The organism is Bradyrhizobium sp. CCBAU 11386 (assembly GCF_028128955.1).
Taxonomy (GTDB): Bacteria; Pseudomonadota; Alphaproteobacteria; order Rhizobiales; family Xanthobacteraceae; genus Bradyrhizobium.
Map to the genome: position 1 here is coordinate 1 of NZ_LBKA01000240.1, position 14,547 is coordinate 14,547.

General features: G+C 65.6%; 15 protein-coding genes. 5 read left to right on the forward strand and 10 right to left on the reverse strand.

Annotation, left to right across the window (positions count from 1 at the left end; translation table 11 throughout):
- Positions 1 to 210: 210 nt before the first annotated feature.
- The 8 genes from XI09_RS26165 to dnaK form a co-directional block, all read right to left on the reverse strand.
- The gene (locus XI09_RS26165) at positions 211 to 834 is read right to left on the reverse strand and encodes a 2,3-bisphosphoglycerate-dependent phosphoglycerate mutase (RefSeq protein ID WP_027543748.1); all 624 of its coding nucleotides are present in this window, start codon (positions 832 to 834) and stop codon (positions 211 to 213) included.
- A gap of 23 nt (positions 835 to 857) precedes the next feature.
- Positions 858 to 1,673, reverse strand: coding sequence for a 4-hydroxy-tetrahydrodipicolinate reductase (gene dapB, locus XI09_RS26170; RefSeq protein ID WP_271569411.1), 816 nt, complete (start codon positions 1,671 to 1,673; stop codon positions 858 to 860).
- A 266-nt stretch (positions 1,674 to 1,939) separates the two neighbouring features.
- Complete coding sequence (locus XI09_RS26175; protein ID WP_271569412.1) at positions 1,940 to 2,245, reverse strand: DUF1330 domain-containing protein; 306 nt, start codon at positions 2,243 to 2,245, stop codon at positions 1,940 to 1,942.
- A 23-nt stretch (positions 2,246 to 2,268) separates the two neighbouring features.
- On the reverse strand, positions 2,269 to 2,979 hold the full coding sequence (pyrF, locus tag XI09_RS26180) for an orotidine-5'-phosphate decarboxylase (protein ID WP_271569413.1): 711 nt from the start codon (positions 2,977 to 2,979) through the stop codon (positions 2,269 to 2,271).
- A 6-nt stretch (positions 2,980 to 2,985) separates the two neighbouring features.
- Complete coding sequence (locus XI09_RS26185) at positions 2,986 to 3,564, reverse strand: NADPH-dependent FMN reductase (RefSeq protein WP_027543752.1); 579 nt, start codon at positions 3,562 to 3,564, stop codon at positions 2,986 to 2,988.
- Positions 3,565 to 3,621: 57 nt separating this feature from the next.
- Complete coding sequence (locus XI09_RS26190) at positions 3,622 to 4,221, reverse strand: class I SAM-dependent methyltransferase (protein WP_092190255.1); 600 nt, start codon at positions 4,219 to 4,221, stop codon at positions 3,622 to 3,624.
- An 88-nt stretch (positions 4,222 to 4,309) separates the two neighbouring features.
- Entirely contained in the window at positions 4,310 to 5,443 is a 1,134-nt protein-coding gene (gene dnaJ / locus XI09_RS26195; protein WP_271569414.1) for a molecular chaperone DnaJ, read from the reverse strand.
- Between the two features lie 245 nt (positions 5,444 to 5,688).
- Positions 5,689 to 7,590, reverse strand: coding sequence for a molecular chaperone DnaK (dnaK, locus tag XI09_RS26200; RefSeq protein ID WP_271569415.1), 1,902 nt, complete (start codon positions 7,588 to 7,590; stop codon positions 5,689 to 5,691).
- A gap of 397 nt (positions 7,591 to 7,987) precedes the next feature.
- Here dnaK and XI09_RS26205 point away from each other — a divergent pair, with 397 nt between their 5' ends.
- Together XI09_RS26205 and pncA are read left to right on the forward strand one after the other, a co-directional pair.
- Entirely contained in the window at positions 7,988 to 8,929 is a 942-nt protein-coding gene (locus XI09_RS26205; protein WP_271569416.1) for a hypothetical protein, read from the forward strand.
- 294 nt (positions 8,930 to 9,223) lie between these two features.
- Positions 9,224 to 9,949, forward strand: coding sequence for a bifunctional nicotinamidase/pyrazinamidase (gene pncA / locus XI09_RS26210; protein WP_271569417.1), 726 nt, complete (start codon positions 9,224 to 9,226; stop codon positions 9,947 to 9,949).
- 60 nt (positions 9,950 to 10,009) lie between these two features.
- Here pncA and grpE read toward each other — a convergent pair whose 3' ends face one another.
- Positions 10,010 to 10,627: a nucleotide exchange factor GrpE gene (gene grpE / locus XI09_RS26215; RefSeq protein WP_271569418.1), complete on the reverse strand. Its 618-nt coding sequence runs from the start codon at positions 10,625 to 10,627 to the stop codon at positions 10,010 to 10,012.
- A gap of 97 nt (positions 10,628 to 10,724) precedes the next feature.
- Positions 10,725 to 11,813, reverse strand: coding sequence for a heat-inducible transcriptional repressor HrcA (hrcA, locus tag XI09_RS26220; RefSeq protein WP_027543757.1), 1,089 nt, complete (start codon positions 11,811 to 11,813; stop codon positions 10,725 to 10,727).
- 163 nt (positions 11,814 to 11,976) lie between these two features.
- Here hrcA and rph point away from each other — a divergent pair, with 163 nt between their 5' ends.
- The 3 genes from rph to hemW are packed head-to-tail and all read left to right on the forward strand — an operon-like array spanning position 11,977 to position 14,478.
- Positions 11,977 to 12,690, forward strand: coding sequence for a ribonuclease PH (gene rph / locus XI09_RS26225; RefSeq protein WP_092193461.1), 714 nt, complete (start codon positions 11,977 to 11,979; stop codon positions 12,688 to 12,690).
- An 11-nt stretch (positions 12,691 to 12,701) separates the two neighbouring features.
- Positions 12,702 to 13,337, forward strand: coding sequence for an RdgB/HAM1 family non-canonical purine NTP pyrophosphatase (rdgB, locus tag XI09_RS26230; protein ID WP_271569419.1), 636 nt, complete (start codon positions 12,702 to 12,704; stop codon positions 13,335 to 13,337).
- Positions 13,324 to 14,478: a radical SAM family heme chaperone HemW gene (hemW, locus tag XI09_RS26235; RefSeq protein WP_271569420.1), complete on the forward strand. Its 1,155-nt coding sequence runs from the start codon at positions 13,324 to 13,326 to the stop codon at positions 14,476 to 14,478. The genes rdgB and hemW overlap by 14 nt, the downstream gene beginning before the upstream one ends.
- The last annotated feature ends 69 nt before the right edge of the window (positions 14,479 to 14,547 follow it).

The following is a 14,547-nucleotide window of genomic DNA, read 5'->3' on the forward strand; positions in this document are numbered from 1 at the left end:
TTTGTAAGTCCGCCCCATGGCAACACCTCCAGTTGGAAGTGTTGCACTTCGTTTGTGAACTCAGGGGACCCATTACCCCAGGGAGATGTTGCGGCATCGACTGCCAACCACCAGTCATCGCAAAACTGGTGACGGTGGCTATGGGTCCTGGCTTTCGCCAGGACGACACCGAGTGTTTGGCCGGCTCCACCGCCTCTCGCGCGACCGTCTTTACCCCGCCAGATCCAGCTTCGAGGCCACCGTCGAATCCGCATTGAGCCGGTAGATGATCGGCACACCCGTCGCGAGCTCGCGCTTCAGGATGCCCTCCGGCGACAGCTTTTCAAGCACCATGATCAGCGCGCGCAGCGAGTTGCCGTGGGCGGCGACCAGCGTGCGCTTGCCGTTGAGCACGCTGGGCAGGATCTCCTGAACATAGTACGGCAATGCGCGCGCGAGCGTGTCCTTCAGGCTTTCGCCGCCGGGCGGCGGCACGTCGTAGGAGCGGCGCCAGATCAGCACCTGGTCCTCGCCCCATTTCTTGCGGGCGTCGTCCTTGTTGAGGCCGGAGAGATCGCCATAGTCGCGCTCGTTCAGCGCGAGGTTCTTCTCCGTGGGCAGACCCTCCTGGCCGAGCTCGCCGAGGATGAGATCGAGCGTGTGCTGCGCGCGCGTCAGCACTGACGTGTAGGCCACGTCGAACACGAGTCCTTGCGCCTTCAGCTTGCGGCCGGCTTCCCTGGCCTCCGCGACGCCGAGCTCGGTGAGATCCGGATCCTTCCACCCCGTGAACAGGTTCTTCAGATTCCATTCGCTCTGGCCGTGGCGGACGAGCACGAGAAGACGTTCGCTCATTGATGACTTTCCGTTATTTTCGTTCAGATGTCGGAGAGGCCGAGCACGTCGGCCATGGAGTAGTGCCCCGGCTTCTTGCCATGCGCCCACAGCGCCGCCTTCAGCGCGCCGTGCGCGAACAGCATGCGGTCCTCGGCCTGATGCGACAGCGTCAGGCGCTCGAACGGGCCGAGGAAGCTGACGCTATGGTCGCCGGCCGCGGTGCCGCCGCGCAAGGAGGCGAAGCCAATGTCGCCGGGCCGGCGCGCGCCGGTGATGCCGTCGCGGCCGCGCGCGGCATGCTCGTCGAGCGAGATGCCGCGGCCGGCCGCCGCCGCCTGCCCCAGCATCAGCGCCGTACCCGAGGGCGCGTCGATCTTCATGCGGTGGTGGGTTTCGACGATCTCGATATCGAAGCTCTCGTCGAGCGCCATGGCGACGCGCTTGACCACCGCGGCGAGCAGGTTGACGCCCAGGCTCATATTGCCGGACTGCACCACGACCGCGCGATTGGTCACGCTCTTGATCACGGCGTTGTCGGAACTCGAAAGCCCGGTGGTGCCGACGACATGCACGATGCCGCGCTCGGCGGCGATCGCGACGTTGGCGATGGTCGCGGCCGGCACGGTGAAATCGAGGATGCCGTCGGCATCCTTCGACATCGCCCAGAGATCGGCCGAGACCTTGATGCCATTGGCCGGCAGGCCCGCGAGCACGCCGGCATCCTTGCCGAGCAGCTCGGAGCCCGGCGCCTCCAGCGCGCCGGCCAGCACCGCGCCTTTGCTCTCCGCAATCGCCCGGGTCAGCGCCCGGCCCATCCGGCCGCCGGCTCCAGCAACAATCAAGCGCATGTCGGACATGGTGTGATCCTCTTCGGAGCCGTTGTAGCGGGGGGATGCAGTTCCGGCAACCGAGGGAGGGATTAGGCCGAGCAGCCGCTCTTGCCCTCCCCTGGAGGGGGAGGGTCGATCGCGCGCAGCGCGAGCGGGGTGGGGTGACGGTCTCTCCGCGACGAACAGTGCCCGAGTGGAGAGATCACCCCACCCCGCTGCGCATTCCGCTTCGCTGCATGCTCAGCGACCCTCCCCCTCCAGGGGAGGGCAAGAGAAAGATCGCGCCTCAAATCCTACCCCGGCTGCGGGCCGTCATAGCCCTCGATGATGATGAGGTCGGCGACCGAGTGCGGCTGGCGCACCTTGATGTTGGCCTGATATTCCGGCGAGTTGTAGCAGGCGATCGCGGTCTCGTAGTCCGGGAATTCGATCACGACGTTGCGGGTGCGGCTGGCGCCCTCGACGGTGGTGAACTTGCCGCCACGGACGACGAAGCGGCCACCCCATTTCTTGAAGATCGTACCGTTGGCGACGACATAAGGCTTGTAGCCCTCGTCATTGTTCACATCGACGCGCCCGATCCAGTAGCCTTTTGCCATTGTTCTTCTCCCTGTGTTGTTGATCAGCCCAGCGCCTGCGCGATCTCGGCCTGGATGGCTTCTGCAATCGCCTTGGGCTCGGTGGCTTCCACCACCGGGCGCCCGACGACGAGATAATCGGCGCCCGCGGTGATCGCACGGCCCGGCGTCATGATGCGTTTCTGATCGCCACTTGCCGAGCCCGCCGGCCGGATGCCGGGCGTGACGAGGCTCATCTGGTGGCCGACGATCTTGCGCAAGGCGCCCACTTCCTCGGGCGACGACACCAGCCCGTCGATGCCAAGCACCTGCGCCTGCTGCGCGCGCGCTTCGACGAGCTCGGAGACGCCGAGCCGGAAACCTGCCGCGTGGAGATCGTCCTCGTTGTAGGAGGTCAGCACAGTGACGGCGAGGATCTTCAGGTTCGAGCTGCCGCGGCCTTCGACGGCGCCCTTCATGGTCTGCGGATAGGCGTGCACGGTGAGGAAGGTCGCGCCCAGCCTGGTGATGCTCTCGACGCCTTGCGCCACGGTGTTGCCGATGTCGTGCAGCTTGAGATCGAGAAAGACCTTCTTGCCCTTGTCGGCGAGCCTGGCTACGAGCGGCAAGCCGCCGGCATAAGCGAGGCGATAGCCGATCTTGTAGAACGTGACGCTGTCGCCGAGCTTTGCGATCATCGCCTCCGCGGCATCGACGCTCGGCAGATCGAGCGCAACGATCAGGCGGTCCTTCGGGGCGATCTCGGCTGGCGTCATGTCACCTCACATCATGCGTTGGGAAACGTCGATCAACTGCGCTACCAGCTCCTTCAACGCGGCGATATCGCCCTCGTTCTTCAGCCTGTCCATATCGTCATAGGCCTCTCCGGCAAAGGCGAGCGTGAGCTGGCTGGCAATCACATTGGCGTGGCAGGAGGTCAGGATCAGCCGCAACGCCTGGAGCGCGCGGGCCGTGCCGAGCCGGCTCTGCGAGGCGCCGGCGAGCGCGAAGGGGCGGTTGCGGAACACCTCGCCGCGCGCCTCGTGCAGCTCGTGCACGCGGCTGACCCAGTCGATCGCATTCTTCAGCAGCGGCGGCACCGAGGCATTGTATTCGGGCGAAACGATCAGCACGCCATGATGCGCGCCGATCATGCGCTTGAGGTTGATCGCGTGCTTGGGCACGCCTGACTTGGCCTGGAGATCGCCGTCGTAGATCGGCAGCGGAAAATCGGCGAGCGAGATGCGGGTGACGTCGACGCCGGCCTGGGCGAATTCATAGGCGGCGACCGCGGCCAGCTTCGCATTGTGCGAGCCGGTGCGCAGCGAGCCGGGAATGACCAGGATTTTGGGTGCGGACATCCGATCCAATGCGTTCGGCGAAACGAGCCCGCCGCGCAAAGACGAATGCCGGCGGAATTAATCCTTGCGATACACCCAGACGCGGGCCGGCGGAAGGTTCATCCAGATCCGTTCCGAGGCCTCTGTGGACACGCCGGGCAGCGATTTCGGGATCGGCGGCACCACCGCATAGGTGAACTGGACGAAGGGCGCGCCGGGCGCGAGCGCCGTGAAAGCGTCGCGAACGAGCCGCAGCCGCGTCAGCATCGGTTTGGTGACGAGCGGCAGGCCGGAGACGACTGCGGATGCCGGCGCGCTCAGCACGTTCCAGAGCGTGTCGCGCAGGCGATAGGCATCGCCCTGCACGACCTTGGCCTGCGGATAGCGGTCGCGCAGCAGCGCGCAGAAGCCGGGATTGTACTCGACGAGGACGAGACGCTTCTGGTCGACGCCACGTTCGACCAGGGCCGAGGTGATGGCGCCAGTACCGGGGCCGAGCTCGACCACAGGTGCGTCCGAGTTGACGTCGACGTAATGCGCCATGGTCCGGGCCAGCAGCTTGCCCGACGGCATCACTGCGCCCATGTGGAGGGGCTTTTCAATCCACGATCTGAGAAAGCGCACCTCGTCATCGAGACGGGGCTTCTTCAACGCACGCGCGGACGATGGCAATGGCATGTCTGGACCGGACGGGACCGCGCGACCGCGGCGTGTCAGAAAATGGTCATAAAGACGTATAGGCCGAAGGCGATACGGTCAAGACGAGTCAATTCGCCCGATTACCGAAGAAATCCTTGACCTTGGCGAAGAAGCCCTCGGATTCCGGCTGGGTGTTGCCGGAGGAGAGCTTTTCGAACTCGGCCAGCAATTCCTGCTGCTTTTTGGTGAGATTCTGCGGGGTTTCGACCACGACCTGAACGTACATGTCACCCGTCTGGCGCGAGCGCAGCACCGGCATGCCTTTTGATGCAATGCGGAATCGACGGTTGGACTGGGTCCCGGCGGGCACTTTCACCTTGGCCTTGCCCTTCTCGATGGTCGGCACCTCGAATTCGCCGCCAAGGGCGGCCGTCACCATCGAGATCGGCACCCGGCAATGCAGATCGGCGCCGTCGCGCTGGAAGAACTGGTGCTGGGCCAGCGACAGGAAGATATAGAGGTCGCCGGGCGGGCCGCCCCGGACACCGGCCTCGCCCTCGCCGGCGAGCCTGATCCGCGTGCCGTCCTCGACACCCTGGGGAATGTTGACCGACAGCGTCCGCTCGCGGGTCACACGGCCCTGGCCCGAGCAGGACGGGCAGGCGTCCTCGATCATCTGGCCGCGGCCCTGGCAGCCCGGACAGGTCCGCTCCAGCGTGAAGAAGCCCTGCGACTGCCGCACGCGGCCGGCGCCGCCGCAGGACGAGCAGGTCTTCGGCTTGGTGCCGGCCTTGGCGCCGATGCCCGAGCAGGCCTCGCAGGTGACCGAGACCGGGATCTCGATCTGCGCGGTCTTGCCGCCAAAGGCTTCCTCGAGCGTGATTTCCATGTTGTAGCGCAGGTCGGCGCCGCGCTCGCGGCCGCCGCGGCCACGCTGTCCGGCCATGCCGAACAGGTCCTCGAAAATATCGGAGAAGGAGGAGGCGAAGCCCGCGCCGAAACCGGCACCGCCGCCAGGACCGCCCTGCTCGAAGGCCGCATGGCCGAAACGGTCATAGGCCGCGCGCTTGTCCTTGTCCTTCAGGACCTCGTAGGCCTCGTTGATTTCCTTGAACTTGACCTCGCTGGTGTCGTCCCCGGGATTGCGGTCGGGGTGGAATTTCATCGCGAGCTTGCGGAACGACGACTTCAACTTGGATTCGTCGGCGTCACGTTCGACTTCGAGGGTCTCGTAGTAGCAGCGCTTGGTGGACGTGGACATGTTGAACTCGGTCTATCCAATCGCGATTCAAACCGGGGCGAAACAACGTTGCCACGCAACGATATAGGCGCCCCTCCGCTTTGCGGCAGAGGGCAGCATGGCAGTGTTGAGAATAACGGCTGGAAATTGATCGATCGTAACGGGAGCGGCGCCCGTCGACCTGGACACGGAAGCCTCCCCCGCGAAGGGGGAGGCTGAAGAGGTGTGTGGGGTCCAAGCCGTCCGCATCATGACCCTCGCGGGCTCTAGGCGGACTTCTTGTTGTTCTTGTCGTCGTCGACCTCGGTGAATTCCGCGTCGACGACGTCGTCCTTGGCCGCATCCTTCTTGGCGTCGGCCTCGGCCTGCTGCTTGTACATGGCCTCGCCGAGCTTCATCGAAGCCTGGGCCAGCGTGTTGGTCTTGGCCTTGATCGCCTCGGCATCGTCGCCCTTCAGCGCTTCTTTGAGGTCGCTCACGGCATCCTCGATGGCGCGGCGCTCGGTCTCGGCGACCTTCGAACCGTGCTCGGCCAGCGCCTTCTCGGTGGAATGCACCAGCGCATCGGCATGGTTCTTGGCGTCGACCGCCTCGCGGCGCTTCTTGTCGGCGGCCGCATTGGCTTCGGCGTCCTTGACCATCTTGTCGATGTCGGCTTCGGACAGACCGCCGGAGGCCTGGATGCGGATCTGCTGCTCCTTGCCGGTCGCCTTGTCCTTGGCGGACACATTGACGATGCCGTTGGCGTCGATGTCGAAGGTCACCTCGATCTGCGGCATGCCGCGCGGGGCCGGCGGAATGCCCATCAGGTCGAACTGGCCGAGCATCTTGTTGTCGGCCGCCATTTCACGCTCGCCCTGGAAGACGCGGATGGTGACCGCGTTCTGGTTATCCTCGGCGGTCGAGAACACCTGGCTCTTCTTGGTCGGGATCGTGGTGTTGCGGTCGATGATGCGGGTGAACACGCCGCCCAGCGTCTCGATGCCCAGCGACAGCGGGGTCACGTCGAGCAGCAGCACGTCCTTGACGTCGCCCTGGAGCACGCCGGCCTGGATCGCAGCGCCGATCGCGACGACCTCGTCGGGATTGACGCCCTTGTGCGGCTCCTTGCCGAACAGCTGCTTCACGACTTCCTGGACCTTCGGCATCCGAGACATGCCGCCGACCAGCACCACTTCGCCGATCTCACCGGCGGTGACGCCGGCGTCCTTCAGTGCCTTGCGGCAGGGCTCGACGGTCTTCTGGATGAGGTCGTCGACCAGCGCCTCGAACTTGGCGCGGGTGAGCTTCATCGTCAGATGCTTCGGCCCGGTCTGGTCCGCCGTGATGAAGGGCAGGTTGATCTCGGTCTGCGTGGTCGAGGACAGCTCGATCTTGGCCTTTTCAGCGGCTTCCTTCAGGCGCTGCAAAGCGAGCTTGTCGTTGCGCAGGTTGATGCCCTGCTCCTTCTGGAACTCGTCGGCCAGATAGCCGACCAGGCGCATGTCAAAATCTTCGCCGCCGAGGAAGGTGTCGCCGTTGGTCGACTTCACCTCGAACACGCCGTCGCCGATTTCGAGAATGGAGATATCGAACGTGCCGCCGCCGAGGTCGTACACGGCGATCGTGCCGGCCTTGGTCTTGTCCAGACCATAAGCGAGCGCGGCCGCGGTCGGCTCGTTGATGATGCGCAGCACTTCGAGGCCCGCGATCTTGCCGGCGTCCTTGGTCGCCTGGCGCTGGGCGTCGTTGAAGTAGGCGGGAACGGTGATGACGGCCTGGTCGACCTTCTGGCCGAGATGGGCTTCCGCGGTCTCCTTCATCTTCTGCAAGATGAACGCCGAGACCTGCGAGGGCGAGTAGGTCTGGCCGTCGGCCTCGACCCAGGCATCGCCGTTGGAAGCCTTCACGATCTTGTACGGAACGAGCTTCTTGTCCTTCTCGACCATCGGGTCGTCGTAGCGGCGGCCGATGAGGCGCTTCACTGCGAAGAAGGTGCGCTCGGGATTGGTGACGGCCTGGCGCTTGGCCGGCTGGCCGACGAGGCGCTCACCGTCGTCAGTGACGGCGACGATCGAAGGCGTCGTGCGCATGCCCTCGGAATTCTCGATGACTTTGGCGTTCTTGCCATCCATTACGGCGACGCACGAATTCGTGGTGCCGAGGTCGATCCCAATGACCTTTCCCATGGTCCTGATATCCTTGTTTTTGCGGCAGGCTGGCTGGGCCCAGAAGGCACCCGAACCGAAACCCCCTAAGATCAAACATCCGCGATATTGCGATGATTGAGGCTCATATAGGAGGGGGGGAGGGGCCCGCAAGGACCGAACGCAAGTTTCGGCCGTGAAAACATTGGGTTTTGGAAGAACATATCCGGGCTGGATCGCCCTTGCGGGTGAGGAATTATTAACAGGTCCGGTCCTTCGCCGGCACCCCGCCACCGTGATCGGTCCCGCCCTGTTGCGCCGGGGCCAAACCCGCTAAAAGGCGGGCGGCCGGACAGCCGCCGCCGAGGCTGCTTCGCGCGACAAAGCGGCCCAGTGACCCACCATCGAACGGCCTCAATATGAACCAATCAGAGTGCCCATGAAGCTGACCCGCCCCCTCGCCGCGCTCGCCCTCCTCATTGCCTCCGCACTTCCGGCCTTTGCGGCCGACGCCGTTTTCCCCCCCGGCTTGCGCCTCGGCATGGTGCCGCTGATCGGCCTCAGCACGGCCAAGACCTTTCCGGGCTTCGAGAGCGAGGACGGCACCGTCAAGGTGCTGATCACCGAGCTGCCGCCGGCCGCCTATGGCGAGGTCGCGAGCGCCTTCAATTCCAACCCGGCCGGCGCCAGCGGTGTCAGGCAGGACAAGATCGAGACCCCCGCGGGCCTTGCCTATTTCACCACCGAAAGCGGCAAGGCCGGCGAGACCCCGGTGAAGCGCTATTCGATGATCGTGCCGGGCGCCGGCTTCTCCGGCTATGTCGCGGTGCAGATCCCGGAGAACGCCACCAAGATCTACACCGACGAGGCGGTGCGGCAGATGTTTGCAAGCGCCGTCACCCGCAAGCAGGTCTCGGCCGAGGAGCAGATCGCGCTGATGCCGTTCAAGATCACCGATCTCGCCAATTTCAAGGACATCCGCACGCTGGCGCCGGGCTCTAGCATCATCCTGGCCGACGGCGACGAGAGCACGGGCTATGAATCGAAACCGTTCATGATCCTCGGCCTGATCGGCGCCACCCCGCAGCAGGCCGACGACCGCGCCCGCTTTGCCCAGGAGGCGGCGCTCCAGATCCCCGGCGTGCGCGAGTCGCGCGTCACCATGTCCGAGCCGATCCGCATCAACGGCCAGCAGGGTTTCGAGACCCGAATCGACGGCGTCAGCGGCAAGGACAAGACCCCGGTGACCGTGGTGCAGTGGATCCGCTTCTCAAGCGGCGGCGCCTCGCTGCGCATCATCGCCAGCGCCCCGCGCGACCAGTGGTCCGCCGCCTTCACCCGCTTCCGCGCCGTGCGCGACGGCATCCAGCCGAAGGGGTAGCCCGAGGCGCTCCAACACACTCAACTGTCGTCCCCGCGAGGGCGGGGTCCCATACCGCGTGATCTCGCGGCTTTGGTCGGTTGCAGTACCAAACTCTGAGTCTTCGCCAAACATCTTCCTGGGGGTATGGGTCCCGGATCTACGCGCGCTTTGGGCGCGCTTGTCCGGGACGACAGTGAGATTGGGGCAACACGCCCAAGCGCTGGACAGAACCGGCTGCATTTTCGGGCTTCTGTTCGTATACGAACGGAACTAGGCTTCCCTCCATTGGATCATCCTGGAGGGAGGCGAACGATGCTGGATCGGCGACATATCTTGTTGGCGGCGCTGGGAACGACGGCGCTGGCGACGCTCGCGCCAACCGCACTTCTGGCAGCCGCGTCGATCAAGCCGGACGACGCATCCGCGCTGCTCGTGATCGACGTGCAGAACTGCTTCCTGCCGGGCGGCAGCCTCGCGGTGAAGGAAGGCGAGCAGGTGGTGCCCGTCATCAACAAGATCTCCAAAGCATTTTCGAATGTGGTGATGACGCAGGACTGGCACACGCCCGGCCACGTTTCGTTTGCGTCGGTACACTCCGGCAAGAAGCCGTTCGAGACCATCGACCTGCCTTACGGCAAGCAGGTGCTGTGGCCCGACCATTGCGTGCAGGGCACCGACGGCGCCTCGCTGTCGAAGGACCTTTCGATCCCGCATGCCGAGCTCATCATCCGCAAGGGTTTTCACAAGGACGTCGACAGCTATTCGGCCTTCCTCGAAGCCGACGGCAAGACTTCGACCGGCCTCGCCGGCTATTTGAAGGGCCGCAAGATCAAGCGCGTCTTCGTCGCTGGCCTCGCGACGGATTTCTGCGTCGCCTGGACCGCGCTCGACGCGCGCAAGGCGGGCTTTGAGGTCTATGTCGTGGAAGATGCCTGCCGCGGCATCGACACGCAGGGCTCGCTGGCAAAAGCCTGGGCCGACATGGCCAAGGCCGGCGTGAAGCGGATTCAGTCTGCGGATATCGCGGCCGGCGCGTAAGCGTTTCGCGCTGTCATTCCGGGGCGATGCGAAGCATCGAACCCGGAATGACGCCAAAACTCAGTTCGGCGCGCCGCTCGACTCGTTGTTGTTCGCCGCGGCCGCAGCCTTCGCGCCGCCCTTGGCGACACCGACGAGAGCCGGACGCAGCACGCGCTCGCCGATGGTGTAGCCGGCCTGCATGACCTGCACGACCGTACCTGCGGGCACCGACGCATCCGGCACTTCGAACATCGCCTGCTGGAAGTTCGGGTCGAACTTCTGGCCCGAGGGGTCGAATTTCTTCACGCCATGCTTTTCCAGCGCGTTGAGCAGCGAGCGCTCGGTGAGCTCGACGCCCTCGATCAGCGAGGTCAGGCCGGGATCGGCCGCGGCACGGGCCTCGGCCGGAACCGCGTCGAGCGCGCGCTGGAGATTGTCGGCGATGTCGAGCACGTCGCGGGCAAAGCCGGTGATGCCGTAGAGACGGGCGTCGGCGACCTCCTTGGTGGTGCGCTTGCGCAGATTCTCCATCTCCGCCAGCGTCCGCAGCATGCGGTCGCGCGCCTCGGCGGCTTCCTTCTGCAACAGTTCGACCGAGCCCGGCTCGGGATCGTCGGGCATGATGTAGGGCTTCGACACCACGGGCTCGCTGGTCGGCTCGGTCGTGTCTTCGGGTTGCCGGTCTCGATCGGTCATCGGCTCTCTTTTCGAATTTGTCTCAGGGATTTTTCTGGCCCGGATATCGTGCTTCGGGCGCCGAAAATCAAGCGCCCGTGATCGGCTCAAACGCCGGTCAGCCCCCCAGAAGGCGGCTGACGATGCGGGCGGCGTAGTCCACGGTCGGGATCACGCGGGCATAATTCAGCCGTGTCGGCCCGATCACGCCCAGAACGCCGACGATGTGGCCGGCGGCATCCCGATAGGGCGAGATGATGGTGGAGGAGCCCGACAGGGAAAACAGTTTGTTCTCCGAACCGATAAAGATGCGCACGCCCTCGGCGGTTTCGGCGCGGCCGAGCAGGTCGATCACGCCGCGCTTGGTCTCGAGATCGTCGAACAAGAGGCGCACCCGCTCCAGATCCTCCAGCGCGTGCAGGTCTTCCAGCAGATTGGCGTGGCCGCGGACGATGAGCTGGCGGTCCTCGTTCTCGCCGCCGGACCAGCTGGCGATCCCGGCCGAAATCACCTTCTGCGTCAGCTGATCGAGCTCGGCACGGGCTTCCGCGAGCGCGGTCTCGAGCTCGAGCCGCGCCTCGGCCAGGGTCCGGCCGCGAATCCGCGCGTTGAGGAAATTGCCGGCCTCGGTGATCGCCGAAGAGGGAACTCCGGGCGGCAACGTCAGCACGCGGTTTTCGACCTGGCCGTCCTCGCCGACCAGGATCACCAGCGCCTTTTCCGGTTCCAGCCGGACGAATTCGATGTGTTTCAGCCGCGCGTTGGATTTCGGCGTCAGCACCACTGCGGCGGCGCGGGTCAGGCCCGACAGCCGGGTCAGCGCCTGGTCCAGTGCCGCCTCGACCGACTGCGCCTGACCGACGGAGGTGAGCTGGCTCTGGATCGACTGCCGCTCGGCGTCATTGAGGTCGCCAACCTGCATCAAGGCGTCGACGAAGAAGCGCAGGCCGAGTTCCGTCGGCAGCCGGCCGGCGGAGGTATGAGGGGCATAGATCAGGCCGAGCTGTTCCAGGTCGGCCATGACGTTGCGGACCGAGGCCGGCGACAGCGGCATCGCGATCAGGCGTGAGATGTTCCGCGAGCCCACCGGCTCGCCGGTCGCGAGGTAGCTTTCGACGATCTGACGAAAGATGTCGCGGGAACGCTCATTCAGCTGGGCGAGGCCTGCGCGCGGCGCGATCAGATGGATCGGATCGTGATGGGCCACAGACGGCAACTCCTCTCAGATGCTTATAATTTGTCCATCCGGGAGGTCCATGACAAGCGTGGTTTTGCACTTGGCTGGGGACCGAAAAGGCCTTGCCGCTCACCCTCACCCCACCTACAAGCACCGCGAACAGCCTATTCACGTGAGTTTTGGAGGATTTTCCATGCGGCCAAGCCGCCGTGCGCCCGACGAATTGCGCCCCGTGACGCTGGAGCGCGGCGTGGTCAAATATGCGGAAGGCTCCTGCCTGGTGAAATTCGGCGACACCCATGTGCTGGTCACCGCCACGCTGGAGGACCGCCTGCCGCCGTGGCTGAAGGGCCAGGGCCGCGGCTGGGTCACCGCCGAATACGGCATGCTGCCGCGTGCGACCTCGGAACGCACCCGCCGCGAGGCCTCCGCCGGCAAGCAGAGCGGCCGCACCGTCGAGATCCAGCGCCTGATCGGCCGCTCGCTGCGCACCATCATCAATCTCGAAGCGCTCGGCGAGCGCCAGATCACGGTCGATTGCGACGTGCTCCAGGCCGACGGCGGCACGCGCACGGCCTCGATCACCGGCGCCTGGGTCGCGCTCGCCGACTGCGTCAACTGGATGAAGGCGCGCAACATGGTCAAGGCCAACGTGCTGCGCGACAACGTCGCCGCGATCTCCTGCGGCATCTACAACGGCAACCCCGTGCTCGACCTCGACTATGCCGAGGATTCCGAGGCCGAGACCGACGCCAATTTCGTCATGACCGGCGACGGCCGCATCATCGAGGTGCAGGGCACCGCGGAACGGGAGCCGTTCACCGAAGCCGAGTTCCTGGCGCTGATGGCGCTGGCGCGCAAGGGCGTCGCGCGCCTCGTGGACTTGCAGAAACTGGCTGTCGCGTAGTCAATAGGCCCATGCACCGCCGAATCACCGGAAAGCTCGTCATCGCCACCCACAATCCCGGCAAGCTCGCCGAGATGAAGGAGCTTTTGGCGCCTCACGGCATCGAGGCGGTGTCGGCCGGCGAGCTCGGCCTTCACGAGCCGGACGAGACCGGCAACGATTTCCGCAGCAACGCCGCGATCAAGGCGATCGCGGCGGCGCGGGCGTCCAAGCTTCCGTCCTTCGCCGATGATTCCGGCATCATGGTCGACGCGCTCGACGGCGCGCCCGGCATCTACAGTGCGCGCTGGGCCGGCCCGACCAAGGATTTCACTGCGGCGATGACGCGGATCGAGCGCCTGTTGCAGGAGCGCGGCGCGACCACGCCCGACAAGCGCAAGGCGCACTTCGTCTCCGCGCTCTGCGTCGCCTGGCCCGACGATCATCTCGAAGAGGTCGAGGCGCGCGTCGACGGCACGCTGGTCTGGCCGCCGCGCGGCACATCCGGTTTCGGCTACGATCCGATGTTCCTGCCCGACGGTCACACCCGCACCTTTGGCGAGATGGAAAGCATCGAGAAGCACGGGCTGCCGCCGCTCGGCCTCGGCCTGTCGCACCGCGCCCGCGCCTTCGTGAAACTGGCGGAGATCTGCCTTGAGCCGCGCTAAGGAAGCCTTCGGCGTCTACGTGCACTGGCCGTTCTGCCTGTCGAAATGCCCCTATTGCGACTTCAACAGCCATGTCCGCCACGTCGCGATCGACGAAGCGCGCTTCGCCTCCGCCTTCGCGCGCGAGATCGAAACGACCGCGCAGCGCGCGCCCGGCCGCGAGGTCACCTCGATCTTCCTCGGCGGCGGCACGCCGTCCCTGATGCAGCCTGCGACCGTCGGCGCCGTGCTCGATGCGATCGGCAAGCACTGGACGGTGGCGAAGGACGTCGAGGTCTCGCTGGAAGCAAACCCGACCAGCGTCGAGGCCACGCGCTTTGCCGGCTATCGCGCCGCCGGCGTCAACCGCGTCTCGCTCGGCGTGCAGGCGCTCGACGATGCTTCGCTGAAGGCGCTGGGCCGCATGCACAGCGCGCGCGAAGCGCTGGATGCGGTCGCCATCGCGCGCCGCTCGTTCGACCGTTATTCGTTCGACCTCATCTACGCCCGCCCCGACCAGACGCCGGCGATGTGGGCCGATGAGCTGCGTCTCGCGATCGAGGAAGCGGCCGAGCATCTGTCGCTCTATCAATTGACGATCGAGGAAGGCACGCCGTTCTTCGGCCTGCACCAGGCCGGCAAATTGAAGACGCCGAATGAGGCGGTCGCGCGCGCGCTCTACGACGTCACGCAGGAGACCTGCGACAAGCTCGGCCTGCCCGCCTACGAGATCTCCAATCACGCGCGGCGCGGCGCCGAGTGCCGGCACAATCTGGTCTACTGGCGCGGCGAGGAATATGCCGGCATCGGCCCCGGCGCGCACGGCCGGCTCGACATCGACGGTATCAGGCACGCCACCGCCACCGAGAAGCGTCCCGAAGCCTGGCTGATGCGGGTCGAGACCAGCGGCCACGGCGTCGTCACCGACGATCTCCTCAACAGCGAGGAGCGCGCCGACGAATTCCTGCTGATGGGACTCCGGCTCGCCGAAGGCATCGACCCCGAGCGCTACACCGCCCTCTCCGGCCGCCCGCTCGATCCCAAGCGCATCGCGCTGCTGCGCGAGGAAGGCGCGATCATTGTCGACGCGACGGGACGGCTGCGCGTGACGAGCAGCGGATTCCCGGTGCTCGATGCGGTGGTCGCGGATCTGGCGGCTTAGCGAGTTGCCGTAGGGTGGGCAAAGCGAAGCGTGCCCACCGCCTCGATGCAACTTGCGGATAGATGGTGG

Bases quoted from the DNA above. Each gene is read 5' to 3' on its own strand.
- pyrF (WP_271569413.1), bottom strand. From the start codon at position 2,979: ATGACGCCAGCCGAGATCGCCCCGAAGGACCGCCTGATCGTTGCGCTC.
- dnaJ (WP_271569414.1), bottom strand. From the start codon at position 5,443: ATGTCCACGTCCACCAAGCGCTGCTACTACGAGACCCTCGAAGTCGAA.
- XI09_RS26185 (WP_027543752.1), bottom strand. From the start codon at position 3,564: ATGTCCGCACCCAAAATCCTGGTCATTCCCGGCTCGCTGCGCACCGGC.
- grpE (WP_271569418.1), bottom strand. From the start codon at position 10,627: ATGACCGATCGAGACCGGCAACCCGAAGACACGACCGAGCCGACCAGC.
- dapB (WP_271569411.1), bottom strand. From the start codon at position 1,673: ATGTCCGACATGCGCTTGATTGTTGCTGGAGCCGGCGGCCGGATGGGC.
- rdgB (WP_271569419.1), top strand. From the start codon at position 12,702: ATGCACCGCCGAATCACCGGAAAGCTCGTCATCGCCACCCACAATCCC.
- dnaK (WP_271569415.1), bottom strand. From the start codon at position 7,590: ATGGGAAAGGTCATTGGGATCGACCTCGGCACCACGAATTCGTGCGTC.
- XI09_RS26190 (WP_092190255.1), bottom strand. From the start codon at position 4,221: ATGCCATTGCCATCGTCCGCGCGTGCGTTGAAGAAGCCCCGTCTCGAT.
- rph (WP_092193461.1), top strand. From the start codon at position 11,977: ATGCGGCCAAGCCGCCGTGCGCCCGACGAATTGCGCCCCGTGACGCTG.
- pncA (WP_271569417.1), top strand. From the start codon at position 9,224: ATGCTGGATCGGCGACATATCTTGTTGGCGGCGCTGGGAACGACGGCG.
- XI09_RS26165 (WP_027543748.1), bottom strand. From the start codon at position 834: ATGAGCGAACGTCTTCTCGTGCTCGTCCGCCACGGCCAGAGCGAATGG.
- XI09_RS26175 (WP_271569412.1), bottom strand. From the start codon at position 2,245: ATGGCAAAAGGCTACTGGATCGGGCGCGTCGATGTGAACAATGACGAG.
- XI09_RS26205 (WP_271569416.1), top strand. From the start codon at position 7,988: ATGAAGCTGACCCGCCCCCTCGCCGCGCTCGCCCTCCTCATTGCCTCC.